Source organism: Sphingomonas pseudosanguinis, assembly GCF_052056765.1.
Classification (GTDB): Bacteria; Pseudomonadota; Alphaproteobacteria; order Sphingomonadales; family Sphingomonadaceae; genus Sphingomonas; species Sphingomonas pseudosanguinis.
In genome coordinates this window covers 1,819,447-1,843,932 of record NZ_CP189888.1, presented here as the reverse complement: position 1 = coordinate 1,843,932, position 24,486 = coordinate 1,819,447, and the positions used below count along the sequence as shown (strand labels likewise).

General features: G+C 63.7%; 23 protein-coding genes and 1 pseudogene. 12 read left to right on the top strand and 12 right to left on the bottom strand.

All coding sequences use genetic code 11. From position 1 onward, the window contains the following. Positions 1 to 100 precede the first annotated feature (100 nt). From ACQHGV_RS08315 to ACQHGV_RS08300, 4 genes are all read left to right on the top strand, one after another. Positions 101 to 1,159 (top strand): patatin-like phospholipase family protein, encoded by a 1,059-nt coding sequence (locus ACQHGV_RS08315; RefSeq protein ID WP_440977833.1) that lies wholly within the window; start codon positions 101 to 103, stop codon positions 1,157 to 1,159. Beyond that, positions 1,156 to 2,208 carry a zinc-dependent alcohol dehydrogenase gene (locus tag ACQHGV_RS08310; protein WP_440977832.1) on the top strand — a complete coding sequence of 351 codons (1,053 nt, stop codon included), beginning with the start codon at positions 1,156 to 1,158 and terminating at the stop codon, positions 2,206 to 2,208. The genes ACQHGV_RS08315 and ACQHGV_RS08310 overlap by 4 nt, the downstream gene beginning before the upstream one ends. 396 nt (positions 2,209 to 2,604) lie before the next feature. Next, positions 2,605 to 3,555, top strand: coding sequence for a glycerophosphodiester phosphodiesterase family protein (locus ACQHGV_RS08305; RefSeq protein WP_440977831.1), 951 nt, complete (start codon positions 2,605 to 2,607; stop codon positions 3,553 to 3,555). A gap of 191 nt (positions 3,556 to 3,746) precedes the next feature. Further along, complete coding sequence (locus ACQHGV_RS08300) at positions 3,747 to 4,742, top strand: alpha/beta hydrolase (RefSeq protein WP_440977830.1); 996 nt, start codon at positions 3,747 to 3,749, stop codon at positions 4,740 to 4,742. Positions 4,743 to 4,884: 142 nt separating this feature from the next. Here ACQHGV_RS08300 and ACQHGV_RS08295 read toward each other — a convergent pair whose 3' ends face one another. The 6 genes from ACQHGV_RS08295 to ACQHGV_RS08270 all read right to left on the bottom strand — a co-directional run bounded on the left by ACQHGV_RS08295 (position 4,885) and on the right by ACQHGV_RS08270 (position 10,145). Next, the gene (locus ACQHGV_RS08295; RefSeq protein WP_440977829.1) at positions 4,885 to 5,511 is read right to left on the bottom strand and encodes a response regulator transcription factor; all 627 of its coding nucleotides are present in this window, start codon (positions 5,509 to 5,511) and stop codon (positions 4,885 to 4,887) included. Then, the gene (locus tag ACQHGV_RS08290) at positions 5,508 to 6,629 is read right to left on the bottom strand and encodes a sensor histidine kinase (protein WP_440977828.1); all 1,122 of its coding nucleotides are present in this window, start codon (positions 6,627 to 6,629) and stop codon (positions 5,508 to 5,510) included. The genes ACQHGV_RS08295 and ACQHGV_RS08290 overlap by 4 nt, the downstream gene beginning before the upstream one ends. Beyond that, positions 6,599 to 7,357 (bottom strand): ABC transporter permease, encoded by a 759-nt coding sequence (locus ACQHGV_RS08285; protein WP_440977827.1) that lies wholly within the window; start codon positions 7,355 to 7,357, stop codon positions 6,599 to 6,601. Before ACQHGV_RS08285 ends, ACQHGV_RS08290 begins: the two co-directional genes overlap by 31 nt. Continuing rightward, a complete protein-coding gene (locus ACQHGV_RS08280) occupies positions 7,354 to 8,265 on the bottom strand; it encodes an ABC transporter ATP-binding protein (RefSeq protein ID WP_440977826.1) in 912 nt (303 codons plus the stop codon). The genes ACQHGV_RS08285 and ACQHGV_RS08280 overlap by 4 nt, the downstream gene beginning before the upstream one ends. Positions 8,266 to 8,808: 543 nt before the next feature. Further along, positions 8,809 to 9,345, bottom strand: a complete 537-nt coding sequence (locus tag ACQHGV_RS08275) for a GNAT family N-acetyltransferase (protein WP_440977825.1) — start codon at positions 9,343 to 9,345, stop codon at positions 8,809 to 8,811. 86 nt (positions 9,346 to 9,431) lie between these two features. Then, positions 9,432 to 10,145, bottom strand: coding sequence for an ArsR/SmtB family transcription factor (locus tag ACQHGV_RS08270; protein WP_219019578.1), 714 nt, complete (start codon positions 10,143 to 10,145; stop codon positions 9,432 to 9,434). Between the two features lie 138 nt (positions 10,146 to 10,283). Between ACQHGV_RS08270 and ACQHGV_RS08265 the strand changes: the two genes are divergently transcribed. Next, complete coding sequence (locus tag ACQHGV_RS08265) at positions 10,284 to 10,613, top strand: NIPSNAP family protein (protein ID WP_440977824.1); 330 nt, start codon at positions 10,284 to 10,286, stop codon at positions 10,611 to 10,613. Beyond that, positions 10,610 to 10,957, top strand: coding sequence for an antibiotic biosynthesis monooxygenase family protein (locus tag ACQHGV_RS08260; protein WP_440977823.1), 348 nt, complete (start codon positions 10,610 to 10,612; stop codon positions 10,955 to 10,957). The genes ACQHGV_RS08265 and ACQHGV_RS08260 overlap by 4 nt, the downstream gene beginning before the upstream one ends. Before the next feature lie 376 nt (positions 10,958 to 11,333). Here the strand turns inward: ACQHGV_RS08260 and ACQHGV_RS08255 are convergent, their stop codons facing one another. Together ACQHGV_RS08255 and ACQHGV_RS08250 are read right to left on the bottom strand one after the other, a co-directional pair. After that, entirely contained in the window at positions 11,334 to 11,879 is a 546-nt protein-coding gene (locus tag ACQHGV_RS08255; protein ID WP_440977822.1) for a hypothetical protein, read from the bottom strand. A 38-nt stretch (positions 11,880 to 11,917) separates the two neighbouring features. Next, on the bottom strand, positions 11,918 to 12,829 hold the full coding sequence (locus tag ACQHGV_RS08250; protein ID WP_440977821.1) for a peptidoglycan-binding domain-containing protein: 912 nt from the start codon (positions 12,827 to 12,829) through the stop codon (positions 11,918 to 11,920). A gap of 139 nt (positions 12,830 to 12,968) precedes the next feature. On the opposite strand from ACQHGV_RS08250, the gene ACQHGV_RS08245 reads away from it, so the two are divergent. After that, the gene (locus ACQHGV_RS08245) at positions 12,969 to 13,250 is read left to right on the top strand and encodes a hypothetical protein (protein WP_440977820.1); all 282 of its coding nucleotides are present in this window, start codon (positions 12,969 to 12,971) and stop codon (positions 13,248 to 13,250) included. Between the two features lie 264 nt (positions 13,251 to 13,514). Then, on the top strand, positions 13,515 to 13,742 hold the full coding sequence (locus ACQHGV_RS08240; RefSeq protein WP_440977819.1) for a hypothetical protein: 228 nt from the start codon (positions 13,515 to 13,517) through the stop codon (positions 13,740 to 13,742). Positions 13,743 to 13,927: 185 nt separating this feature from the next. On the opposite strand, the pseudogene ACQHGV_RS08235 reads toward ACQHGV_RS08240, so the two are convergent. The 3 genes and pseudogenes from ACQHGV_RS08235 to ACQHGV_RS08225 all read right to left on the bottom strand — a co-directional run bounded on the left by ACQHGV_RS08235 (position 13,928) and on the right by ACQHGV_RS08225 (position 19,141). Beyond that, positions 13,928 to 14,560, bottom strand: a pseudogene (locus tag ACQHGV_RS08235) (tyrosine-type recombinase/integrase). Between the two features lie 157 nt (positions 14,561 to 14,717). Then, a complete protein-coding gene (locus tag ACQHGV_RS08230) occupies positions 14,718 to 17,888 on the bottom strand; it encodes an efflux RND transporter permease subunit (protein WP_440977818.1) in 3,171 nt (1,056 codons plus the stop codon). Beyond that, positions 17,885 to 19,141, bottom strand: a complete 1,257-nt coding sequence (locus tag ACQHGV_RS08225; protein WP_440977817.1) for a TolC family protein — start codon at positions 19,139 to 19,141, stop codon at positions 17,885 to 17,887. Before ACQHGV_RS08225 ends, ACQHGV_RS08230 begins: the two co-directional genes overlap by 4 nt. A 188-nt stretch (positions 19,142 to 19,329) precedes the next feature. Here ACQHGV_RS08225 and ACQHGV_RS08220 point away from each other — a divergent pair, with 188 nt between their 5' ends. From ACQHGV_RS08220 to ACQHGV_RS08205, 4 genes are all read left to right on the top strand, one after another. Beyond that, complete coding sequence (locus tag ACQHGV_RS08220; RefSeq protein ID WP_440977816.1) at positions 19,330 to 20,007, top strand: response regulator transcription factor; 678 nt, start codon at positions 19,330 to 19,332, stop codon at positions 20,005 to 20,007. Then, positions 19,985 to 21,346, top strand: a complete 1,362-nt coding sequence (locus ACQHGV_RS08215) for an ATP-binding protein (protein WP_440977815.1) — start codon at positions 19,985 to 19,987, stop codon at positions 21,344 to 21,346. The genes ACQHGV_RS08220 and ACQHGV_RS08215 overlap by 23 nt, the downstream gene beginning before the upstream one ends. A gap of 188 nt (positions 21,347 to 21,534) precedes the next feature. Beyond that, positions 21,535 to 22,122 (top strand): Dps family protein, encoded by a 588-nt coding sequence (locus ACQHGV_RS08210; RefSeq protein ID WP_440977814.1) that lies wholly within the window; start codon positions 21,535 to 21,537, stop codon positions 22,120 to 22,122. Between the two features lie 381 nt (positions 22,123 to 22,503). After that, on the top strand, positions 22,504 to 23,940 hold the full coding sequence (locus ACQHGV_RS08205; protein WP_440977813.1) for an IS1182 family transposase: 1,437 nt from the start codon (positions 22,504 to 22,506) through the stop codon (positions 23,938 to 23,940). A gap of 92 nt (positions 23,941 to 24,032) precedes the next feature. Here the strand turns inward: ACQHGV_RS08205 and ACQHGV_RS08200 are convergent, their stop codons facing one another. Beyond that, a complete protein-coding gene (locus ACQHGV_RS08200) occupies positions 24,033 to 24,419 on the bottom strand; it encodes a DUF6334 family protein (RefSeq protein ID WP_440977812.1) in 387 nt (128 codons plus the stop codon). Positions 24,420 to 24,486: the final 67 nt, after the last annotated feature.

Below are 24,486 nucleotides of genomic sequence, written 5' to 3'. Positions count from 1 at the left end.
TGCCATCAATGTCTGCGGGGACTGATCCATATCATTGAGTTTTCACGATATTACTGCGCCTGCCACGCCACCATCCCGGCGTTCGCGGGTTTGTCGGTCCATGACGCTGCTCCTGCCGCCCGATCTGCGCATCGCCATGGTCCTGGCCGGGGGCAATGCGCTGGGGGCCTATCAGGCCGGGGTCTTTGAGGCCCTGCATGGGGCCGGTATCTCCCTCGACTGGATCGTCGGCACCTCGGCGGGCGCGATCAATGGTGCCATCATTGCGGGGAGCGCCCCGGCCGATCGCCTGTCGCGGCTGACCGATCTGTGGCGGCCCGAAGGGACCGGCGCCATCGCCGTCTCGGCATGGGATGATATGATCGACAGCTGGCGGCGCAGCTCCGAGGTGATCGCGACGCTGCTTGGCGGGCGGCGCGGGCTGTTCGCGCCGCTGGGCACCGCCCTGGCTGAACGCCCCGCGCCCGCGCTCTATGACACGAAACCGCTGGTGCACACGCTGGCCCGGCTCGTCGATTTCGACCGGCTGAATGACGGCGCGATCCGCTACATGGCGCAGGCGGTGGCGCTCGATACCGGCGCTGAGATCGTCTTCGATAACAGGCGCGACAGGATTGCCCCCGACCATGTCCGCGCAAGCTGCGCCATGCCGCCTGCCTTTCCTCCGGTTGCGATCGACGGCGTGCCGTATGTCGATGGCGGGTTGTCGGCCAATCTACCGCTTGATGCCGTGCTGGCCGATCCCGGTGACGCACCGCTGCTGTGCATTGCCGTCGACCTGTTGCCATTGGCTGGCCCGCGCGCGCCGACCCTTGGCGGTCTGATCAGTCGAACGCAGGACCTGGTCTTCGCCGCCCAGTCGCGCCGGACCATGGTGCGCTGGCAGGAGCATTATGCCACCGCTCAAGACAAGGCGGCGGCATCGGTCATGTTGGTGCAGCTGCGCTATGCCGACCAGCAGGATGAAGTCGCGGGCAAGGCGCTGGATTTCTCGCCCCGCACCGTGCGGGCGCGGTGGGATGCGGGGCTGCGCGACGGGCGGGCGCTGGTCGCTGCTCTGGCGGACGGCGACATCCCGTTTGGGAGCAGGGGGCTGACATCCACCACTATAGCGGCGGGGCAGGAGCTACCCGCCGCCCATACGGGAGCCACGCCATGAAAGCCGCCCGCAAGACCGCCGATGGCCGTTTTGAGATCGTCGAGGTCGAGGAGCCGCGCCTGCCCGCCGACGACTGGGTCAAGGCACGGGTGCGGATGGCGGGTATCTGCGGCACCGACCTGCGCCATTGGGAAAAGGCCGAAGAAGAGCTGCATTGCTGTATCATGGGCCATGAGCTGGCGGGCGAGGTGGTCGAGATCGGTCCGGCGGTCACCCACGTCGCGGTCGGTGACCGGGTGCTGGTCGAATCCGTGCTCGGCTGTGGCCACTGCGAATGGTGCCGGGTGCAGCAATATAATCGCTGCCCCGATCTCTATCCCACCCGCCGCGCCAGCGTCTCGCGCGCCTATGCCAAATATGTCGTCGGTCCGCAGCACAAGTTCCACCGCCTGCCCGACAGTGTGGGGTTCGATGACGCCGCGCTGCTCGACACCTATGCGGTGGCGCTGCATGCCCAGCATCTGTCCGGCCTGACCATCGGGACGCGCGTGGCGATCATCGGGGCCGGGCCGATCGGGCTCGGCCAGCTGATGCTCGCCAAGGCCAGCGGCGCGACCGTGACGATCATCGACAGGATGCCGCACGCCCTCGCATTGGCAGCGCGGCTGGGCGCGGACCGCACCATCCATTCGGATGACGAGGACCCCGAGGCCGGGATCCGCGCGCTGACCGACGATCGGGGCGCCGACATCGTGTTCGAATGCGCGGGCGGCGAGTCCATGCCCGAGACGTTGCCGCTCGCCACGCGGCTGGTGCGGCGCGGCGGCAAGGTCGTCATCGTCGGTGGCTTCGATGCCGGCGACATCGCCATCCCGCTGGAATGGCAGCGCATCCAGATGTCCGAGATCACTTTGATCCCCAGCGCCAGCTTCGCCTTTCACGACATCCATGCCGAACAGGTCGAGGTGCTCGATCTGGTGGCGCGTGGCGTGCTGCAGACGCAGGCGCTGATCACCCACCGCTTCCCGCTCGACCAAATCAACGAGGCGTTCGAGGTGGCACAGGATCGTGGCCGGACAGGCGCTATCTTCGTCGGCCTGACAGTCTGAAGAGACTGAGTCTCATACCCGGCTTTCGCTGACATGAACGAATGGCGGGAGTTCGGAAGCAAGATGTGCCGGTTGCGTGTCCGGATGTGGGTCACCGCGATCGCAAAGCTGCAATGCACCTGAACACCACTGTCTAATGGTTGGGAAAGAGGGCACGGTACACAGCGATAGATAGCCGTATATGCAACAGAGCGGTTAAAAGGCAGGAGATCGGTCGTGAGCGCCGGCAATCGCATTATTGCCGGTAGTTCTTGCCGATTAGGCATCCTCCTGTCCGCTAGCGATCCACTGGGGTACGCCGCTTGAATGAATGACGACGTTCACGCCCTATGAACTACCGCGTTGAACAATGGGGGACTCATGAAATGTCGATATTTGGCGGCTATAGGCGCAGGTGTGATCCTGGTGCCCCTGTATCTGGCGAACGCTTCCTGGCTGGCAAAGCTACCGACAGGGCGGCCGACACTAATTGCCCAACGCGGCGTACATCAGCTTTTCGAGGGGAACTCGGATAATCCCCAGGATTGCAAGGCCAGGCATATTCTGCCGCCACGCCATCGCCTGATCGAGAACACGCTACCGTCGATCCGCGCCGCCATCGATGCCGGCGCGGATGTCGTCGAGGTCGATGTCAGGGAGGCGGCTGATGGAGAGTTTGTCCTCTTCCATGATTTCGGCCTGGAATGCCGGACGGACGGAGCAGGTGCGGTCAATCGGACGACCTTCGCGGACATGAAGTCCCTGGATGTCGGCTATGGCTACACGGCGGACGGCGGCAAGACCTACCCGCTCCGGGGTCAGGGGCGGGGGCTGATGACCACGCTGGACGAAGCGTTGCGCGCCTTTCCGAAGCAGCGCTTCCTCGTCCAGTTGAAGGACGGCGCGTCCGCGGGCGCGAACCTTGTCCTGTACATTGACAAGCGGCATCCCGAGGCTTGGGGCCACATCGCCCTGTTCGGCGACACCCCTGCCACGGAGGCAGCCAAGAGACTTCGACCGCAACTGCCGGTGGTCCATGACAGACGCGGCGCGAAATGCACGCTCACCTATGCTGCACTGGGCTGGACAGGTTACGTTCCAAAGGCGTGTAGAGACGGGACGGTTCTCGCCGCGATGAACACGCGGGACTTGGCCTGGGGCTGGCCCAACCGCTTTCTTGCGCGCATGGCCAACGCCAATACCGATGTCATGCTGATTGGGTCGGTGTCCGGCCTGGGTTCCAATGACTTCACCCGGCTGGACACGGTCGACGAACTTGCCAATGTACCGGACGGCTTCGGCGGCCTGATCTGGACTGACCGCGTCGAGGTCATCGGACCGGCCATTCGCAAACGCTGGCCGCGTTGACATGGCGGTCCCAAGGCTCCGCAATATTGGTCATGAGATAAACTATGGCCTGCCGGGATTTAATATCCTTTGTCGGCCCGAACATGCCGAACATATACTTCCGCCGGCGCCGACAAGACATGTAGCCATGAGGTTTCTGCGCCCATCTCGCGCAGAGACCGTTTCCATTCACCATGATGAGGAGATCGCGCGTGACCCGATCGAAGATGGTATGGCTTTTTGTGGTAACGGCGGCTCTTTGCGCTTGCGGTGGTTCGACGGCAGCCGAGCAAGGCAAGCCTGCTTCGCCCCCTGACGATGCGGTCGAGAAGGTCGAAACTTGGCGAGCGCCCGCAGGATCGCGCCAGATGAATATCTGGCCGGGCGCGGCACCCGACGGGACGTTCAGGCCGCAGTCCGGCGAAACGGTCAGGACGTATCGGGACCCCGGCGTGGCAGGCGGCCGGTCCCAGGTCGTCATGAACGTCGCGGTTCCGACTATGACCATCATGCCCGCGAAAGAGCCGAGAACGAAGACAGCAGTTACCGTCTTTCCAGGGGGCGGCTTCCAGAAGGTGTTCGTCGGGCTGGAAGGCACGGAAATTTGCGATTGGCTGGTAGCCCGGGGCGTCACCTCCATCGTCTCGAAATACCGTGCGCCGGGCGGCAACGACTTTTGGGATCCCGTGACGGAGCGTCAGATCACACCAAAAATTCCACGCGCTCTGCAGGATGCCCAGCGTACCATAAGGTTGGTACGGTCCAAGGCGGCTGAGCTCGGCATCGATCCCAACCGTATCGGTGTTCTGGGCATGTCGGCCGGCGGCTATCTGGTAGCGCAGACCAGCAACATCCTCGCGCCGACCTATCGCCCCGTCGATGCGATCGACACGATCAGTAGCCGTCCGGACTTCGGCATCGCGCTCTATCCCGGCCATATCTGCAGGGACGACGGGTCATTCGATCCGAAGCTGCCCGTAACGAAAGCCGCGCCCCCGCAATTCATCGTTCAAGCCTGGAACGACGAGACGGACCCCGTCTGCAACAGCCTGATGTATGCCTCCGCACTCGACAAGGCGGGCGTCCCCACCGAATTGCACCTGTTCGCGCATGGCGGCCACGCCTTCGCCCTCCGCCACCCGAACGAGCCTGTCGGCAAGTGGCCGGAGCTGGTTGAACTGTGGCTCAGGCAAATCAAGATGCTGTGATTTTAGGACTGGCGCCCGCATCAGCTTGCTCGACCTGCGGAGGCGCTTTGATCGGGGTACCGCCAAACTCGGGTATGAACGAATGGCCGAAAGTCGGACGCAGTCAAGGTAGGTCGAGTGGCCGGAATTGGGTCGTTTAAACCTAAAGCCACCCATTCGCGCGCGCCGTTCGTCCAGCTTCGATGCGGTTAGCAGCACCCAGCTTGGACGCTGCATCCGATAGGTAGTTTCTGACGGTGCCTGGAGAAAGGTTGAGGCGACGAGCGATATCTTTGTTCGACAATCCCTGTTCGGCCAATCGAAGTGTGTCGCGTTCACGATCCGTCAGTGGGTCGCGGCCGATTTCCCAAGCGGCTGCGGCGAGTTCGGCAGGGATCGCATGTCCGCCGGCAGCGACGGTGCGAATGGCTGCGGTGAGATCGTCGACCGGTGCGTCTTTCAACAGATAGCCGCGGACGCCGGCGCTTTGGGCGCGGGCAAGATAGCCGGGGCGTGCGAACGTCGTCACGATTACGACTGCGGTACTTGGTGTTTCGGCCGCGATTATCTGGGCAAGCTCTAGGCCGGTGTGCCCCGGCATTTCGATGTCGGACAGTAGGATATCGGGTCGATGGGCGCGGACGATGTCCAGAGCTGCATCGCCATCGGCGGCACGTCCGACGATGGCGAAGTCAGGTTCCATCGCCAGCAGCGCGGCGATCGCGCCGAGCACCAGTGTCTGGTCCTCGGCGATGACGATTTTGATGGGGTTGGGGCAGGTTGAAATCATGCCGGTACGCTGGCCTCTAAGCGCGTGCCCGGATACATAGGCGTCAGCGTGAGACGGCCACCAGCGGCGACTAGCCGCTGGCGCATCCCGGTGAGGCCGTTGCCTTCGCGAAAGGGCAAGCCGACGCCGTCGTCTTCCACGATCAGCCGCACATCGTCGGGGCCGGTGGCAATGCCAATCCTGCACTGACGGGCGTCGGCATGGCGGATGACGTTGGTCACGGCCTCGCGCAGGGTCATAGCCAGAACGCCACCGGCTTCTTCGGGTACGTCTGCTGGGTTGCCGCTGAGGACAAGATCGACACCGGCGGTGCGCAGCGCCGCGCGAGAAGCGGCCGTCTCCTGCGCCAAGCCACCCCCGGCCTGGCCAGCCAAAGCCGCGCGTACGTCGGCAAGACCGGCTCGGGCGGCGGTGGCAATCGCGGCTACTTCGTGACGTGCTGCTTCTGTATCCCGGTCGAGCATGCGCCCGGCCAGATCCGCCTTCAACGCTACTAGCGTCAGGGTACGGCCAATGACGTCATGCAGATCGCGCGTGATGCGCTCTCGTTCGGCAGTGCCCGCGAGACGGCGGACTTCTTCCTGTGTCGCCAGCAGCGCTTGCGTTCGCTCATCAAAGGCCTCGCGCGAGATCGTGGCGCCGCCCGTGATCACGACGAGCAACAGACCGGGCAGCCACCAGAGCAGCGGCTGGTTCTGCATGGATCCGGTGATTGCGACGACGATGGCGATTAGCGCGATCCCGACGACCGCAGCCCTGGGCGGGCGGACGCGCCCCATCTCGGCTGCGGCGTAGATTGCGAAGGTTGTCCACCCGACAGGAAACGTGGCGAGGGCGATCCCGATAGCGGTGATAGCAAGGCAGACGATGGCTCGGCGCGGCCCGTCCATGCGATGCGCGACGAAGTATAGCGGCAGGAACACTGCGACAGCGAACCCGGTCAGCACCAGCGTTGTGGTGTCCGGCCACTTCCAAAGCCATGGCAGCGGTACGAAGATGAGGTAGACCAGCCAGGGCCACGGACCCGCCCACCATCGTTCGTGCTTGGTTTGCATGATCCCTCTGTCGAGGGTGAGAGCGGCCACCGTCAAGCAGGGCTTCGCTGCCAGCCGGTCCATGCCCAGGCAGCCCCAGCTACGGTCATTATGAAGACGGCTGCGATATGGACAAGCGGTGATCCGATCGTCTCGACGCCGACGATCCCACGCGCAAGCTGCCCGAGGTGAAAGGAGGGTGTCGCATCTCCCAGCGTCCGCATCCAGCCGGGAAGCATTGTGCTGGGAATCCACAATCCGCCCAGCACCGATCCGCCGAGGAAAAGCGCGTTGGCGATCGCAACCGCGCCCTTGCCGCTCATCCGCATGCCCATACCAAAGCCGATCAGGGCAAAGGGGATGGCAGAGCCGAGATGAAGCAGCGTGAGCGACGCCCAGGTTGCGGCAGATAGGCGGACGCCTGCAACAACCGCCAGCGCATCGATCAGGACGAGCGCCATCGCCGTGGTGACGATCGCCGCAATCAGCTTGGCCGCCACATATGCACCCGCTGGCATCGGCGAGACGCGTTTGAGCTCGATCAAACCCTGCTCACGCTCCATCGCTACGCCGGCTCCGAAACCGAAGAGCGCCGGCCCGGTCGCCGCAAACACGCCGTATCCAGCCAGCGTCGCGGCGGCATACTCAGGCGAGGGTGACTTGGCGACGGCGAGCGTAAAGAGCCCGTAGAACGCGGCTGGCGTCAGTACGGTCGGCAGAAGAAATTGCGGTAGCCGAGCCGTCCGCTTCAACTCGGCAATGGCTTCGCGCAGCCAGATGCCACCAAGGGCGGGGGCAGTAACGGCGGTCATGCGGCGATCCTCTCGTCATGCGGGTTCAACAGGGTCGCGATCGCATCTTCCAGTGTCGCATCGACGACGCGCAGGTCGGCCAGGGTCTTATCGACGTCAAGAAGCGCGCGGACGGTAGCGGTGGCATTGGCGGTGACAATACGAAGTTCGGCGCCTTCCATGACGGCCTCCCGGACAGCTGGAAGCTGCATGGCCTCCATGGCCTGCAAGTGGCTGCGGCAGCGGATAACGGATCCGCCGGCACGCGCGCGGAGGGCCGCAGGCGCGGCATCGGCGACGATGCGCCCGGCATCCATCACAACAATCCGATCTGCCAGCGTGTCAGCCTCGGCAAGGTCGTGGCTGGTCAGCAGCACGGCAGCGCCGTCGTCAACTAGCGCACGGACCGTTTCCCACAACATCCGGGCGGACGCGCGGTCCATCGCAGCCGTTGGTTCGTCGAGTACCAGCAGGTCAGGCCGGCCGCAGATCGCCAGCGCATAATGAACACGCCGCGCCTGGCCCCCAGACAAGGCGCCGCAGCGTCGGTCGGCAAGCCCCGTCAGGCCGGCGAGCGCCAGCGTCTCTGACAGTGGCCATGGGTCCGGGTAGTAGCCGGACTGAAGCGTCACCGCCTCGGCGATTGTCAGGACGTCAGGCAGCCCTGCACTTTGCAGCATGACGCCCAGCCGCCGGCGCGCGGCGGGGCGGCCCGGATCGAGTCCGAATAGCATTGCCTCGCCAGCCTCCGGCGCGATGCGGCCCGTGAGCAGCGACACACACGTGGTTTTGCCCGCGCCGTTGGGACCGAGCAGTGCCGTGACCTCGCCCGCGCGGACGCCTATACTGAAGTCCGCGAGGATCGAGCGGCCACCAAGCCGCTTCGAGACGCCCGTGAGGCTTGCGACATCGTGAAGGTCGTGAATCATGCTGCCGCGCTCGCGTACGGTATGATTACGAACGATGAGTGGGTACCAATGAATGTGAAGGCGTTTGGAAGCATGGGTCAACCTCGTCGAAGTTGGCTCAGTTTGCGCCACGCCTCACCTGCCGCGTAGTGACAGATGTCATAGGACGACAATTTTTGGATTGGGTCTATCAAGCGCCTCAAATTTGACCGCTAAGGCACCGATGAACGAGCGTCCGGTTTCGGGAAATGTCTTGGGTCTTGTGAACGTCCGGGTATGGGTCCTCGCGGCCGCTAGGCTGCCCGGCCGGTAGCGAGCCATTTCCGGCCATTCTGTGAATCGGCTCGGCATCCCGAAACCGGCCGATCCGCCAACCGTCAGCAGTCCCGTTTCTCCATGTTCAACAGACCGTTTTGGGAAAACGCAATCGGGAACAGATTTCGGGAAGGCCAGCCCGCCGAACAATTGAGGAAGGCGGGAGTTGCCTGAGCCGTCCCGCTCGACCTTCCCAGTCGAGAGTGACGATCGGCATGGCATCACCATAGGATGTGTCCAGTTGGCGCTTTATGCCGTCATAACGCTTTCCCGTCCCAAGGTCTTCGAAAAGCAGACTGCCTCAGGCCGTCCAACATATTTGCCAAAGTTGGGAATGCGATGGTAGCCGTTCCTCTCGTAGAACTCAACGGCGCGGCTGTTTACCAATCGTGTTTCCAGCCATAACTCGCGATAGCCATCGGCTTCTGCTCTCCTTTCAAGATCGTTTAGAATAGCTGATCCCACCCCTTTACTTGCCGGAATGGCGAACATCCGCTTCAACTCCGCCACGCCCTTCTGAAGAGGTCGATATGCCCCGCACCCCAGAGCGTTACCCTGTGCGTCATACGCCAGTACAAACGAGGCCCCGGCTCCTTCTACATCGTAGGGGTCGAATGACGATCTCCCGCTATCTCCGGTTATACCAGCCAGCGTGACCGAAAGTTGATCGAGTAGCTGTAGCGCCATCGGATCAGAGGGGTGGACCGGCTCAACGCGCATTCGCAAAAGCTCCTTTGCAACATCAGAATGCTGCGCCAGCCGACAGGCGGCGCCCACATATTCCATTGCCTCTGCATTTTCGAAAAACCATCCCAAACGAGACGGCGCAGGCCGTCTTGATGGTCGTTCCCAAACCGGAACGACACAGCCGGTTATTGTTCGGTTAGTTTGATACCGAAGTTGACGTTGAGCGCTAGCGCTCCGGCCCTCGTGATCGAGATAATCCGCGAGCGATCGTTGCGTCGCATCCAGCCCTGTTCGATGCACGCATTCAGGAGGGCTGCACCGACCGTCCCGGCGATGTGCGGGCGGCGTTCGCTCCAATCGAGGCAGGGGCGGCAAAACAGCCTGCGCGCCGTCGTGCGGTTCAGTGCCGTATCGATATCAACACCGATCGATCGGAAGAACATGATTCCTTCGGCGGATAGCTCGCCTCCATCAGCCAGATCGGTGATGTAGCCTCGCTCACCCATGCGATCAGCGACAGCTACGGCGATGCTGCCAGCTAGATGGTCGTAGCAGGAGCGGGCGCGTCGCATTGCGGCATCGCGAGGGCCTGTCCTTACTTTGCGGTTTGCGAGGTTCGCGGGTTCGGCCGCGACCGCCATGATGCTTTCGATCATGGTGGCGACGGTCACCGAGGCGAGCCGATGATACCGGTGGCGTCCCTGCCGTTCGACCGCCAGCAGCCCCGCCTCCGTCATCCGCCCCAAGTGACTGCTCGCCGTCTGGGGGGTGATCCCCGCAACGTCGGCCAGCTCGGTCGCCGTCAGCGCGCGCCCGTCCATCAGCGTCACCAGCATCGCGCTTCGGGCAGGATCGCCGATCAGGGCGGCGATTTCGGCAATTCCGGTCGTGGTCAGCATTTATCTCTCACCCGAAGCGGGTTTCGTTGCACACGTCCTCGCATATGCGGCTTCCGTAATGGTTCGATGCCGATCGAAGCATCGCCCAAAGCCCGCGATCTATGAAGGCCCGGTCACGGCAACACCGGAAGGCCATTCATGATTACGTGTTTTATCCGCTATGAAATCGACCCCTTTCGTGTCGATGCGTTCGAGGAATATGCCTGCAACTGGGGGCAAGCAATCCCGCGTTGCGGGGCCGATCTGATCGGCTATTTCGCCCCTCATGAGGGGTCGGCGACCACAGCCTATGGCCTGCACAACATTGAAGACCTTGCCGCCTACGAGGTTTACCGTGCGCGACTGCGCGATGATCCCCTTGGGCGAAGCAATTACGAGTTTGCAAAGCGGGAGCGCTTCATCCACCGCGAAGATCGCATGTTTCTCAGGCTTGCTTCGACACCCCATGCATCGCTGGTGAAACCATGATCGCCGTCATCTTCGAGGTTGATGTGGCCGAGGGGCGGACGGATCAGTACCTTGCGCTCGCCGCTGCATTGCGTGGCGAGCTGGAAACGATCGACGGCTTCCTGTCGGTCGAGCGCTTTCAAAGCATGTCCGCGCCAAACAGGATGGTGTCGCTCTCGTTCTTTCGAGATGAGCAGGCCGTTCAACAGTGGCGAAACACGTCCGCACACCGTGCCACGCAGGCGCAGGGGCGAGCAGGCATTTTTACGAACTATCGGCTGCGGGTCGCCAGCATCGTCCGCGATTACGGGATGCTCGATCGTATCGAGGCTCCAGCAGATAGCCTAGCTGTTCATTCGATGTAGGACAGTCGCCCCACACTGAAACACGTCTACCCTTCCCATTTCCCCTGCCAGGGGAGGTTTCGGGAAGCCTAGCGGCTTCCCGCTCAACCATGGTTTTTGGCAAAGGCGGTCCGCCGCGACATCGGCTAGCGCCATCTGCGTACCCGCAGGTGAACTGCCCGCTCTTAACATTTGAGGACATTCAAGCATCCAGCCTTGATGTGAGTGATCGGCTATCGCGAGATGAACAAATGGCAGAAAGCGGGAAGCGGCTTGGCAGCCTTAAGCGGCCGTTTCTGGGTCCCACCAGTCGCGAAGGCGTAGCATGGCTTTAGTCGCCAAAAGCACGAACTTCACGACCGCTGACGCGTGACCGCTGCTGGCGTGCGGAGGGCAATCAGAACAGCCCGCCCGACTCCGCACGAAAGGAGACCGTGACGGTCTTGCCGGCCATGGGAATGGTGGCGGTCAGGATCTGCCCCGCATCGACGCGCGCGACCCCGGAGGTGTCGGCGGCCCCACCGCCGGCATTGGCGAAATTGGCCTGCAAGAAATGGCTGGCACCGGGCGGGAGTACCAGCGGCGAGGCGCTACCCGGCATATCCTGGCCGATCAGCATGCCGGGCGTGTCATTATCGCTGCGCGTGTCGGCAAGGTCGACGCCGGTCATATCGAGGACAGACAGCGTGTCGATCGGATCGACACCGCGTCGCAACCGGATGTCGCGCGGATCGATCCGGACCACCATCGTGCCCTGATTGGTATATCGGATGTCGAGCGTCTGTTCGCCTTCGCTGGCCCATTGCCCCGATAGCGTGACCGTCACTGCGCCCGATCGCAGCGTCGCTGACGGCCCGCCACCTTTGACCACCGGCGCACCGCCGGTCCCCTCGACAGGGACGAGGGGGCCGCCAGAACCCGGCTGGCACGCCGTCAGCAACAAGGCTACCGCGCCAAGGACCCCAGCGGGACGCAAGGCCGTCACGGCGCGGACACCAGCTGCTCGATGGGCCGCGCGAGTTTCTGGCGTGTCTCGCTATTGGGTCCACCCAGATCGCGATCGACCTTCAGCCGATTGGCGCGCTGAAAGGCTTCCACGGCATCCAGTGTCGCGGATCGACTGCGTCCGATTAGTCCATCGGCATGACGCGCGTCGAGATAGCCCAGCGCTACCAATCGGTCCTGTATGGCCTTGATCGCGACGTCGCCGCCCGGCGCGAGGCTCGAGCCCAGTGCCCTGTAGGGCGCGCTACGGTTACCAGCCCGGATCACATCGCGAATATAAGGAAAGCGCGGATCGGCCTCCGATCGACCGCCGCCAATGACCCCCGGCCCGAACTCCATGCGAGTTCGCCGACGATCGGTCTCGGTGATGAACCAGCTCTCGACCAGCGAACCCTGCTGCTCGACCCCAAAGTCGCTCCACGCCTTTCCCCAATCACGGGCGTGGAGGGTATAGGCGCCGGAGCGATGTTCGTCCCAACGGCGGAATTCGCGCTTTTCGACGATGTCCTTCACCCCCTCGACGATCTGGTCCGTAATCGACTGACCCATGTAGAAGGTTGGCCATACGCCATGAGCGCCTTGCCACACATGCGTCAGTTCATGGATCAGCGTAGCCCGGCGAAACGCCGAATTCATGATATTGCGAAAGCCGACCGGCCAGCAGATACGATAGGAGAAACGTCGGTCCGACAGGTTCAGACCGGAAAGGGTCACGGCCGTGTTGCCGATCTTCCAATCAGAGATGGCGACCCGATCATAGGGCACGCTGCTCTTGAACACCGTACGTGCCAGCGCAATCTCTTGCGCCGTAAGTGGCCGGGTAGATTCCATGACCAAAAGCTCCGCCAGACAGGCCAGCTTGTCAATATGAAGCTGCGTGAGCTGCATCGGTTCGCATATGGAGTCCTTGAGGTCCGTATCGCCACATCAGACGCAAATTCTTCCGCAACAGGGGCGTCGATTCAGGTCGTGGATGTACGTGGCTCGACTGCCTACCTACGTTTCAACGCGCAACCATCGCACCTAAATGGACGCGTCACTGCAGGAAGCGGAACGTCCGCCAACGCTGCACATTCAATCCAGCGTTTCTGCAAAAAACCGGATGAATGAATGTCCGAAGTTCGGAAGCGGGCAGGGTGCTTTGGATGACCGCAACTGGGTCATCGTAACGGTGGAGCAGGGTGGCTGCTTCCGCCCAAGAGCAGACATTTTGCTGCGCCCACGAGGAGATAAAGATGAGACGATGCGTCCTCACGTTTTCCGCAGTTATCATGATTTCTTCTATCGCGGCATTTGCCGCGGGGTATAATATTGCGACCAAGTCATACGACAGGGCAATTGTATCTAATACATGTATGGCTAGATATGCAGAAGAGAACGGGAAGATAGTCTGGATATACATTGGGGATGGACTATGTTCTTCAAAGCGGAGGGCCAATCTCCTGCGTTGGGACTGACGAATGACGACTAACGCCCAATTGCGGACATTTGACGCTGCGGCCTGCCTGCTACAAGGTGTCGCCCTCTTCAGCGATGGACACAGCTGCCTTCATGATAGAGCGAGTGTAAGCCAATGATGGGACTTCTCTCATTGATTGTTTCGATCGGCCTCACAGGTTTCGCGCTCAATCGCCTCTACGTCATGGCGAAGTACAAGGTGATAAACGTCAAGGGGCAGCATTATGACAGAAGCGCTGATCCCTTCCAGTTCTGGTTCTTTGTCGCGGCCGATTGCTTTATGCTCCTGTGGGGAACCGTGATGACGGTTGTTTCATCGGCCGGTATGCTCGGCCTCCTGTAGATCGGAAGATACCTGCCATACCGCTGAGTGAAGACGTACGCGCAAAGCGGAACGGCAGCTTCCCACCCATCTCCGCTGTTCCGAGCGGCCAAGCGGGCTCGCTCAAGCAGCCGATCCGCTGATATGAACGAGCGGCATTTTTCGGGAAGCGAGAAGGCACGTGCGAACGCCCTGGATTGGGTCGGTTAGACCTCAGTGCGTTCTGCCAGTTCCAAAGCGTCCTCGATGTCAACGCCCAGGTAGCGCACTGTGCTGTCGATCTTGGCATGGCCGAGGAGAATCTGAACAGCACGGAGGTTGCCGGTCGCTTTGTAGATGATGGATGCTTTCGTACGTCGAAGCGAGTGTGTCCCGTAATCTTGAGCCGGAAGGCCGATGCCGACTACCTACTCGTGTACGAGGCGGGCATATTGCCGGGTACTCATGTGGGCCATGTAGTCGTTCCGGCTTGGGAAGACGAAGTCGTTCAGTGTCCCGCCACGACGCTCCAGCCATGCCCGCATTGTCTTACGTGCCGTGTCCATCAGCTCGAATTGGACCGGCCGTCTGGTTTTCTGCTGAACCACGACGGCGCGGTCACGGACACGTCCGCCAGAAACTACATCTCCGATCCGTACTCGGACTACGTCACAGCCGCGCAGCTTGCTGTCGATCGCGAAGTCGAACAACGCTCGGTCACGCAGTCGTCTATGCTGGTCGAGCCAGAAGCGAATGGCCCAGACCTGTTGCTGTTTCAGCGCGCGCTTCGCACCGATCAGCCGACCTTCGTTCCAAGGCCGAAGTTCGTGAAAGGCAGGGTCCATCGACGAGTGACCCATCGATCATCTCCAGCAGGCCAAATTGCCAAACGAGCTTACCTAGGCCCGGTGAATCGGCGGTTCGGAAATGTGGTTGATCGGCCAGTGATAACGTTGAACGAGTGGCCAGTTTCGGGCGCAGCCCCAAAAATTGCGGACAACGGAACTGGGGTCTGGTTCACGCGATATCTTTGTTAGGGTGAACGGTTCTGCGGCGGCGTTCGATCCAGGCGTATAGGCTGGGCAACAGCACCAGAGTCAGGATCGTCGAGGTGATGATCCCGCCGATGACCACGGTCGCCAACGGCCGCTGCACCTCCGCACCCGAGCCGGTGGCGATCGCCATGGGGATGAAGCCGACCGAGGCGACCAGCGCGGTCGACAGGACGGGACGCAGCCTATCATGCGCGCCGCGACGCACGGCATCCTCGGCGGGCATCGGATCGCGCTCACGCCCGTCGCGCAGGGAATTGATATGGTCGATCAGCACCAGCCCGTTGAGCATGGCGATGCCCGACAATGCGATGAAGCCGATCGCCGCGGTGATCGAAAAGGGCATGCCGCGCAGCCACAGCGCCAATACGCCGCCGGTCACCGCGAAGGGGATGCCGGTATAGACGATCGCCGCCTCGCGCACGCTGCCCAACGCCGCATAGACCAAAGCGAAGATCAGGATCAGCGCGGCGGGCACGACGATCGACAAGCGCTTCTGCGCGGCCTCAAGCTGGTGGTACTGGCCGCCGAATTTGATGCGATAGCCCGGCGGCAGCTTGACCTGCCCGTCGATCGCCGACTGCGCGCGCTGGACATAGCCCGCCAGATCGCTGGTCGACAGATTGACCATCAGCGCGGCGCGGCGGTTGGTGTCGTCGTGCAGGATCGGCTCGACGATGCGGGTTTCCTTCAACCGGGCGACACGCGACAGCGTCACCATGCCATAGTCGCCGACCCGCAAGGGCAGCGCCATGATCGCGGCGGGGTCTGCGCGTAGCGATTCGGGCATGCGGATCACGATGGCATGGCGTGCTGGGCCGTGCGGGATGAAGCCGACCTCGGCCCCCGCCAGCGCGTCACGGATCGCGTCGTTGACCGCCTGCGCGCCCAGATTCAGGCGGATCAGGGCTGTACGGTCGAGTTCGACGACGATGCTCTTGGGGCGCCCGGCCGTCTCGAACTCGATGCCCTCGGTGCCGGGCAGCTTTTCCAAGATCGCTTTGGCCTGTCCGGCGGCGCGTTCCAGCGTGTCGTAATCGTCGCCGTAGATCTTGACCGAGACGTCGGCGCGCACGCCCTCCAGCATCTCGTTGAAGCGCATTTCGATCGGCTGGGCGAATTCGAAATTCTGGCCCTTATAGACCTGGCGCGCGACCTTCTCGATCCCGGCGATCAGCTCCTGCTTGGTGGTCGGCATGCCGTCACCGGTCGGCCAGTCCTTCAGCGGCGTGTAGAAGATGTAAAGGTCGTTCTCGTTGGGCGGCATCGGGTCGGTCGCGACCTCGCTGGTGCCGATGCGCGAGAAGGTGTGGCTGACCTGTGGGAATTTGCGGCGGATGGCGCGCTCGGTCGCCTGCTCGATGGCTAGGCTCTGTTCGAGCGACATGCCGACCGGGCGATAGACCATCGCGGTGATCGAACCCTCGTCCAGCTGCGGCGTGAATTGCGAGCCGAGCGTCTTGAAGGCGAGGAACGCCGCCACCAGTAGCATCAGAGCACCGAGGACGAGGATCGCCGGATGACGCAGCGAGCGTTCCAGAACCGGCGTATAGACCCGCTCGGCCACCGCGACGAAGCCCTTGGGCGTGTCCTCGCCGTGCGGCCGGGCGGGCGCGCGCAGGAGCCATGCCGACAGCATCGGCACGATGGTGAAGGTCCAGAACAGCCCGGCGACGATGGCCAGCATGACCGCCTGCGCCATCGGCTGGAACAGCTTGCCCTCGACCCCGCCCAGGCTGAGCACGGGGACATAGACGAGCGCGATGATCGCGATGCCGAAAAAGGTCGGGCGCGCCACCATGCGGGCGGCATGGGCCACCGTGTCGCGGCGCTCGTCCGCGGTCAGGTCCTCGCCCTTTTCGGCCCGTCGCAGCGCCAGCAGCCTCAGGCTGTTCTCGACCACCACGATCGATCCGTCGACGATCAACCCGAAGTCGAGCGCGCCCAGGCTCATCAGATTGCCCGACAGGCCGATCGCGTGCATCCCGCTGACCGTGACCAGAAAGGCAAGCGGGATGACGAGTGCGACGATCAACGCCGCGCGCCAGTTGCCCATCACCAGCAGCAGGACGATCGCCACCAGCAGCGCGCCTTCGCCGAGATTGCGCTCGACGGTGTGGATGGTCTGATCGACCAGATCGGCGCGGCTATATTGCCGGTCGATTACCATGCCCTTGGGCAGTGCGGCGGAGATGCCGGGCAGCGCCTCTTGAACGCGCAGCGCGGTCTCGCGGCTGTTCTGCCCGACCAGCATCATGACCGTGCCCAGCACCGTCTCGCGGCCATTCTGGGTCGCGGCGCCCTGGCGCGGGGCGGCACCGGTGACGACCTTGGCGAGGTCGCTGACCTGTAGCGGCAGTACGCCGCCTGCGAACTTCACTGGGATCGCGGCGATCTGGTCGGCCGTCATCACGCGGGCGTCGGTGCGCACGGTGAAGCGTTCGGGGCCGCGCCGGATGATGCCGCCGCCCGCATTCTCGACATTCTTGACGACCGCCGCGGCCAGCTCGCCCGCGGTGACGCCGTGCATGGTCAGCCGAACGGGATCGGGCTCGACGACATATTGTTCTTCCAGCCCGCCGTTCGAGTTGACGTCGGCGACCCCCGCGACCGCACGCAGCATCGGGCGCACGGTATATTCCTGCGCCTCGTACAGCGCCATCAACTGGGCTTGTGCATCCAGCCCCGGCGGCGGCTTTCGCCATTCCAGCGTATAGTAGAATATCTCGCCCAGCCCGGTGGTGATAGGAGCCAGCTGCGGCGTGCTGCCCGGCGGCAACTGGTCGCGCACCGCCGCCAGCCGCTCGGTGACGAGCTGGCGCGCCTTCAGCTGGTCGGTACCATCCTTGTAGAGAAGCGTAACCTGGGACAGCCCGGTCTTCGTCAGCGAGCGTGTCTGGTCCAGCCCCGGCTGGCCCCCCATGGCGCGTTCGATGGGCAGGGTCACCAGCCGCTCGATCTCCTCGGGCGCGAGGGCCGGGACCGTGGTGTTGATCTGCACCTGAACCCCGGTGATGTCGGGGATGGCGTCGATCTGGAGATTGGCGAAGGACCACAGCCCGATCGCGGCGATCAGCGCCGCGACCAGCGCGACGCCCAGCCGGTGGCGGATGACGAGATCGAACCAGCGCTTCATCGGGCCAGCGCCGCCCCGCCGTTCAGCGCGCGCAGCTGGAGCAGCGCCTCCAATGCCTCACGCCTTGTGTCGAGTACGGCGTTGACCGCCTCGACATAGGATTGCTGGATCTGGGTATAGGTAGTCAGAGGAATCGCGCCGAGCCGGTAGTTGCGGTCGGCATCGTCGGCGGCCTGCGCGAAACGCTGCGGCGAATTGCCGTCCCATTTGGCCAGCGCCTCGCGCTTGGCCTCATATTGCGCGGCCTGGTCGAACACGTCGCGCGCGATCCGGCGTTCGGCGTTGATGAGCGTCGCGTTCGCCTGCGCCTGCTTGCCCTGCTCGACCGCGACATCGCCCGCCTGGCGGTTCCACAGCGGGATGGTCGTGGACATGCGGACGCCGTAATTGGTCTCGCGAATGTCGGAGCGGGCGCGGTCGTAATAGGGCCCGACGCTGACCGTCGGGATGCGGCTTTTTCGCGCCAGGTCGACACGGAGCCCCTGCTGCGCGAATTGCGCGCGTAGCGCCTTCAGTTCGAAATTATTCTCGCTCGCCCGGTCGGCCAGTACCTGGCCCGCGGGCAGGGCGGGCAGCGACATGTCGGGGCGCACGATGCGAATACGCGCGGTAAAGGGCGCGCCGCGCAGCTGGTTGAGTTCGTAGAGGATCGAGTTCGCTTCGGCATCGGCGGCGGCCGCTGTGCGCTCGGCGCTGATCGCGCTGGCCTGGAGCGAGGCGGCCTCCAGCTGCGGCGAGGGGCCCGCCGGATCGCGCGCGACGATCACGCGGGCCAGCGTCCGCATCCGTCCCGCAACCTCGCGCGCGGCGGCGGCCTTCTCATCCGCCGCGAACAGGCCGTAACCCAGCGAGCGGGCGCGCGCCGCCAGCGTCGCGTCGAACTGCTGCAACCCGATCCGCGCCAGCCCGACCTGCCCGTCGGCGATCGCGCGGCGCAGTGCGATGCGCCCGCCAAACTCGATCGGTTGGACGACCGACACGGCATAGGTCATGCCCTCGCCGGTGACCGCGCCGCTGGTCGGGTCCTGCGCGCGGCGCTGGCCGAATTCGACCACCGCTTCCGGGTCGGCCCAGCGGCCCGCCGCCTCGCGCTCCACGCCCGCCGTCTCGATCTGGCGCTGGTAGAATTGGCGCTCGGGATTGCCTGCGACGACGTTCTGGACCAGCGCGTCGAGCGTCATCGCCTGCTGTTGCGCCGCTGCGGGCGCGGCGATCACCGTCGCCGCCAGTCCTGCCAAAGCCGTGATCCGCATGTCATCCCCTGCGCGGTATTCGATACCGTCGCGCTAGACGAGTTTGTCGCGCCGCGTCGACTAAATACCGATTTAGGGAATGCTGGTGGAGATATTTGGGCCGCTTGCAGCCTTTTGTTCGTAATGACTATCAATACTAAATCTTAATTTCGTTGACGCCGCCCGCCGTCTGTTGCGATCACGGTGACATGACGCGGATATTGGTGATCGAGGATGATGGGGGCACGGCGGAGGAGATCCAGCTGGAGCTGCGCGCCGCCGGGCATGAGGTGTGCCATGCCGCCAGTCTCGGCTCGGCGGCCGCCCTTGTCGACGGCGCAAATTTCGACCTGCTGATCCTCGACCGGCAGCTGCCCGATGGCGAGGGGCTGGCGCTGCTGTCCGATCTGCGCGCGCGAGGGCAGCATACGCCCGCGCTGGTGCTGAGCGCGCTCGGCAGCCTGGACGACCGGGTGCGCGGCCTGCGCGCCGGGGGCGACGACTATCTGGCCAAGCCGTTCGCGCTGGTCGAACTGATCGCGCGGGTCGAGGCGCTGCTGCGCCGCCCCAACGACACGCGCGAGACGCGGCTGATCGCGGGGCCGCTCGACCTCGACCTGCTGGCGGGCAGCGCCACCCGCGCCGGGCGTGATCTGGCGCTGTTACCGCGCGAGCTGAAGCTGCTCGATTACATGGTGCGGCGGCCGGGACGGATCATCACCCGCTCGATGCTGCTCCAGGACGTCTGGGGCTATAGTTTCGAGCCCAATACCAATGTCGTCGACGTCCATATGGGCCGCCTGCGCCGCAAGGTGGACGGCGAGGGCGAGGCGCAGCTGATCCGCAACGTGCGGGGGCAGGGTTATGTCTTCGATCTTCCCCACTGATCCGCGCGCGCGGGCGACGTGGCGCTGGGGCAGCGCGCTGGCGGCGATGCTGGTCCTGCAATCGCTGGCGCTGGCGGCGGTCTTCTGGGTGCTGGCGCATGACAATCACCGGCGCGAGATCGAGCATCAGTTGAGCGACGACTGCACCTTCTTCCGCCTGACCCCGGCCGACGAGCGGCCGGAGGAACTGCGCGAGAAGCTGGACCGCGACCTGCACCGCGACCTGTTCCTGGCGCTGTTCGATGCGAACGGACGGCGGATCGCAGGCAATGTCGCGCACCTGCCGCCCGGCGCGCCCGCAGGCGGATCGTTCGTCGCCACGGTCGTCCCCACCGAATTGCCGGGCAAGCACAGCGACGAGGCGCGGGTGCAGCTGTGCGCGATGCCGGACGGTACGCGCCTGCTGATCGGCGTCGATCTGGACGATACGGTGGCGTCGATGCGGCTGGTCGGCCAGTCGCTGCTCGTCGGGCTGGTGCCGGGCATTCTGATGGCGCTGGTCTTCGGGCTGATCGCCGGGCGGCGCGCGGCGCGGCAGGTCGATGCGGTCCGCCGCCTGACCGAGCGGATCATGGCAGGTGACCTGTCGCAGCGCCTGCCGGTGCCGGACGATCCCGACAGCTTCGGCCTGCTATGCGCCGACATCAACCTGATGCTTGACCGCCTCCAGCTGCTGGTTGGCGATATGCGGGGCATCGGCGACGATATCGCGCACCAGCTGCGCACCCCGCTCACCCGCTTGCGCGCGCGCGTCGAACGGGGGATGCGTGACGATATCGACCGCGACGCCTTTGCCGCGACCGCGGAGGCGACGCTGGCCGATGTCGACAAGCTGCTGGGCATCATCGCCGCGCTGCTGCGCATCCGCGAACTGGAGGACCATGCCCGCCGCAGCCGCTTCGCGCCCGTCGACCTGGCCCGGCTTGTCGAGGATGCCTGCGACCTTCACCATCCGGCCGCCGAGGATCGCGGCATCGCGCTATCCTGCGCCACTGAACCGGTGCCGCCCGTGGACGGCGATGCCAGCCTGTTGATGGAGGCGCTGGCGAACCTGATCGACAATGCCATGAAGTTCGGGCCCATCGGCGGCGCGGTGCACGTCACCCTGGCCATGCGGGAAGGCGCGATCGTGCTGAGCGTGGCCGATGACGGCATCGGCGTTCCCCCGCCCGAGCGCGCACTGGTGCTCCAGCGTTTCTATCGCGGGCGCGCGGACCAGCCGGGGGTGGGCCTGGGTCTGCCGCTGGTCAAGGCGATCGCCGATCTGCACGGTTTCGTTTTGGCCTTCGCGGCACGGGGAAGCGTCGTGTCGATCATCCGCCCCGGCGCGGCAAAATAAACATAAATTTAGAGAACTCTATTCCGATGGTCGCGTTCACCGATTGCCGACTGACGGCTTGAGCCGATCCCCGATACCCCACGGCTGAGCCCCCTTTCGAAGGAACAGGAACGATGCGTTACGCTTCGCTCGCGCTAGTCGCGTGCCTCTTTGCTGCGCCCGCTGTCGCCCAGACTGGTGACACACAGATGGGCAATGGATTTCCCCAAAACAGTCTGTCGAGCCAGCCGCATGGCGGCCCGCAGGGCGAGGCGCAGCGGACCTCGATCATGGCGCTGCAACAGACGCTGATCGAACTCCAGCAGCTTCAGCTCCAGACGAAGCAGGCGCATTGGAACGTGTCGGGCACGCTGTTCTACCCGCTCCACGAACTGTTGCAGGACCATCATGACGGCGTCGCCAAATATGCCGACGAGGTGGCCGAGCGGCTGCTGGCGATCGGCGCGTCGGCGGACGGCCGCGCCAACACCATCGTGCGCACCAGCCGCGTCCCCGAAATGCCCGGCGGCTTCATCGACGATGCGCAGGTGATCGGCTGGTTCGCGACCAACTACCGCGTGGTTAGCGACGAGATCGGCCAGGGCATCAAGGCCAGCGAGGATGGCGATCCCACCACCTCCAACCTGTTGCAGGAAGTCCAGCACGCGATCGACAAATATCAGTGGCAGATACGGGCCATAATGCAGCCGACGCCGACCGATGCCAATAACGGCGCCGACCTGAACGGCGGCCGCCCGGCGCCGCCGATGGTACGGACGGCCCCCGGCGCACGATAGGCATCGACGTCCGTCGCGCTCGACCGATGCCGGGGACTTTAGGCCTTACGGCAGTTGGGGGCGCATGGGATGATCCTATCGAACCGGAGCCAGCAACGACCTGCTAGCTCCGGGTACGTCACGCTCGGATCGCACCTATATGTCGCTCACATAGGAGGACCGCATTAAGTGCCCTCCGCCGTTTTAGCATCGGGAGCGGCCTGGGCCTTAGAACCCGAATCAAAACATGAATGAATGGCAGAAGTCCGTGAGCGGGGATGGCGGCCTGAACGACCGGGATTGGGTCGTCTTGACGGTAGGGCAGGGCGGCCGCTTCCACCCGAGGCTGTGTAAAAACGTCGGAATCTGCTATGGTTTTCCGGCGTTTCGGGAGGCTTGGGTATGGGCCGTTTCGTTCAGGGGGAAGACCGTCGGCAGGACTATCTACTGCCTGCATCGCTCGATGATTACGTATCGGCAGATAACCCGGTTCGCGCGGTCGAGGCGTTCATCGATGCGCTGGATCTGAAGGCGCTGGAGTTCGCGGGCATGACGCCGGCTGAGACGGGACGGCCCGCCTATCATCCGGCGACGATGCTCAAGATCTACCTCTATGGCTATCTGAACCGGATCCAGTCGAGCCGACGGCTCGAGCGTGAAGCGCAGCGCAACGTGGAATTGATGTGGCTGACGGGGCGGTTAGCGCCCGACTTCAAGACGATCGCCAACTTCCGCCAGGCGAATGGCGCTGCGATCCGGGCAGTGTGCAGCCGGTTCATCACGCTGTGCCGGCAATTGGGGCTGTTCACACGCGCGGTGGTCGCCATCGACGGCAGCAAGATGAAGGCGGTCAACAACCGCGACAAGAACTACACCGCCGCGAAGGTCGCCTCGCGGATGAAGCAGGTCCAGGACAATATCGACCGGTATCTCGACGCGCTTGATCGCGCCGACCGCGAAGAAAGTGACATTGCCGAGCCGAAGGCGAAGCGATTGACGGAGAAGATCGCCCGGTTGCGCGCGCAGTTGCGCGATCTTGCGGTACGTGAGGAGGAAGTCCGGAATGCGCCGGACCAGCAGGTGTCGCTGACCGATCCGGACGCCCGCGCCATGGCGAGTGCGGGGCGCGGCACGAGCATCGTCGGCTACAATCTCCAGGCGGCCGTCGATGCCGAGCACCACCTCATCGTCGCGCACGAGCTTTTGAACATTGGATATGACCGCGGGCAACTTGCCCCCATGGCGGCGAAAGCCAAGGACGCCATGGGGGTGGTGGCTTTGGATGCCATTGCCGACAAGGGCTATTTCAAGGGCGAGGACATCCGAACCTGCGAGGGGATGGGCGTTACTGCCTTCGTACCCAGACCGCTGACCTCAGGGGCGAAGGCGCAAGGTCGCTTTGGCAAGCAGGACTTCGCCTATCTGGAGCAGGAAAACGTCTATCGTTGTCCCGCCGGCGAAGACCTGATCTATCGGTACACGTCGGTCGAGGCCGGTATGACGCTCCATAGCTACGGGAGCTCGAATTGCCAGACATGCGCGCTTCATGACCGATGCACGACTGGCAAGGAACGCCGGGTCAAAAGATGGGAACATGAGGCAGTCGTCGAGGCGATGGAGCGGCGCCTCGATCGTGCGCCAGACGCCATGCGGATCCGCCGGCAGACTGTCGAACATCCATTCGGCACGCTGAAAGCGTGGATGGGCTCGACGCACTTCCAAACGAAAACGCTGAAGCACGTCAGAACCGAGGCCAGCCTCCATATCCTGGCCTATAACTTCAAACGGCTGATCGCCATCCTCGGCGTCCGGGCAATGATCGCAGCAATCCAGAGCTGAGCGCCAACGCTCAACCTTCAACGCGCCACGCCGAAACTACCGACTAGCTGCTGTGAAGCCGTTTTTACACGGCCTGACCCAATAGCGGACGTTCACGCGGCGGGCTGAATGCGCCTTACGCTGATGGTTGCGGCCTCGCCTAAGAAGCAAACCTGCGGTTCAAGGCCGGAAAACGATAGGGCGAACATGTCGAGATAACCCCGGTAATTTCGACCCTCCCAGCACCACCCAAGCTCCAATCCAACAACGTCCGACAATTCGGCGACAGCGAGCCAACCGCTATCCATTTCTGGCGCTGCCTCAAGATGCACCGCGATCTCGTCAGTGTCCGGATCAACCCGCAGCATTAGGGCACGGCTCCCGAGCACCACCGCTATGTCTTGCCAGTTAGCCGCTTCCTCGCGTTGGCCGAGCACGGCGGTTGCCACATGCCCGTGCATCTCATCATAATCGAATTGTAGCATCGTGCGGTCGGCCATGGTCCACTCTTACCTTGCCGGAGGGATGTCCGCCAACAACCCCAAGCAGACAAGCCGCTGCCGCCCA

What these genes read in the sequence shown, in the direction of transcription:
- ACQHGV_RS08315 (WP_440977833.1), top strand. Translation starts at nt 101, where the DNA reads ATGACGCTGCTCCTGCCGCCCGATCTGCGCATCGCCATGGTCCTGGCC.
- ACQHGV_RS08310 (WP_440977832.1), top strand. Translation starts at nt 1,156, where the DNA reads ATGAAAGCCGCCCGCAAGACCGCCGATGGCCGTTTTGAGATCGTCGAG.
- ACQHGV_RS08295 (WP_440977829.1), bottom strand. Translation starts at nt 5,511, where the DNA reads ATGATTTCAACCTGCCCCAACCCCATCAAAATCGTCATCGCCGAGGAC.
- ACQHGV_RS08290 (WP_440977828.1), bottom strand. Translation starts at nt 6,629, where the DNA reads ATGGACCGGCTGGCAGCGAAGCCCTGCTTGACGGTGGCCGCTCTCACC.
- ACQHGV_RS08285 (WP_440977827.1), bottom strand. Translation starts at nt 7,357, where the DNA reads ATGACCGCCGTTACTGCCCCCGCCCTTGGTGGCATCTGGCTGCGCGAA.
- ACQHGV_RS08280 (WP_440977826.1), bottom strand. Translation starts at nt 8,265, where the DNA reads ATGATTCACGACCTTCACGATGTCGCAAGCCTCACGGGCGTCTCGAAG.
- ACQHGV_RS08275 (WP_440977825.1), bottom strand. Translation starts at nt 9,345, where the DNA reads ATGGAATATGTGGGCGCCGCCTGTCGGCTGGCGCAGCATTCTGATGTT.
- ACQHGV_RS08270 (WP_219019578.1), bottom strand. Translation starts at nt 10,145, where the DNA reads ATGCTGACCACGACCGGAATTGCCGAAATCGCCGCCCTGATCGGCGAT.
- ACQHGV_RS08265 (WP_440977824.1), top strand. Translation starts at nt 10,284, where the DNA reads ATGATTACGTGTTTTATCCGCTATGAAATCGACCCCTTTCGTGTCGAT.
- ACQHGV_RS08260 (WP_440977823.1), top strand. Translation starts at nt 10,610, where the DNA reads ATGATCGCCGTCATCTTCGAGGTTGATGTGGCCGAGGGGCGGACGGAT.
- ACQHGV_RS08250 (WP_440977821.1), bottom strand. Translation starts at nt 12,829, where the DNA reads ATGCAGCTCACGCAGCTTCATATTGACAAGCTGGCCTGTCTGGCGGAG.
- ACQHGV_RS08245 (WP_440977820.1), top strand. Translation starts at nt 12,969, where the DNA reads ATGGACGCGTCACTGCAGGAAGCGGAACGTCCGCCAACGCTGCACATT.
- ACQHGV_RS08240 (WP_440977819.1), top strand. Translation starts at nt 13,515, where the DNA reads ATGATGGGACTTCTCTCATTGATTGTTTCGATCGGCCTCACAGGTTTC.
- ACQHGV_RS08230 (WP_440977818.1), bottom strand. Translation starts at nt 17,888, where the DNA reads ATGAAGCGCTGGTTCGATCTCGTCATCCGCCACCGGCTGGGCGTCGCG.
- ACQHGV_RS08225 (WP_440977817.1), bottom strand. Translation starts at nt 19,141, where the DNA reads ATGCGGATCACGGCTTTGGCAGGACTGGCGGCGACGGTGATCGCCGCG.
- ACQHGV_RS08220 (WP_440977816.1), top strand. Translation starts at nt 19,330, where the DNA reads ATGACGCGGATATTGGTGATCGAGGATGATGGGGGCACGGCGGAGGAG.
- ACQHGV_RS08215 (WP_440977815.1), top strand. Translation starts at nt 19,985, where the DNA reads ATGTCTTCGATCTTCCCCACTGATCCGCGCGCGCGGGCGACGTGGCGC.
- ACQHGV_RS08210 (WP_440977814.1), top strand. Translation starts at nt 21,535, where the DNA reads ATGGGCAATGGATTTCCCCAAAACAGTCTGTCGAGCCAGCCGCATGGC.
- ACQHGV_RS08205 (WP_440977813.1), top strand. Translation starts at nt 22,504, where the DNA reads ATGGGCCGTTTCGTTCAGGGGGAAGACCGTCGGCAGGACTATCTACTG.
- ACQHGV_RS08200 (WP_440977812.1), bottom strand. Translation starts at nt 24,419, where the DNA reads ATGGCCGACCGCACGATGCTACAATTCGATTATGATGAGATGCACGGG.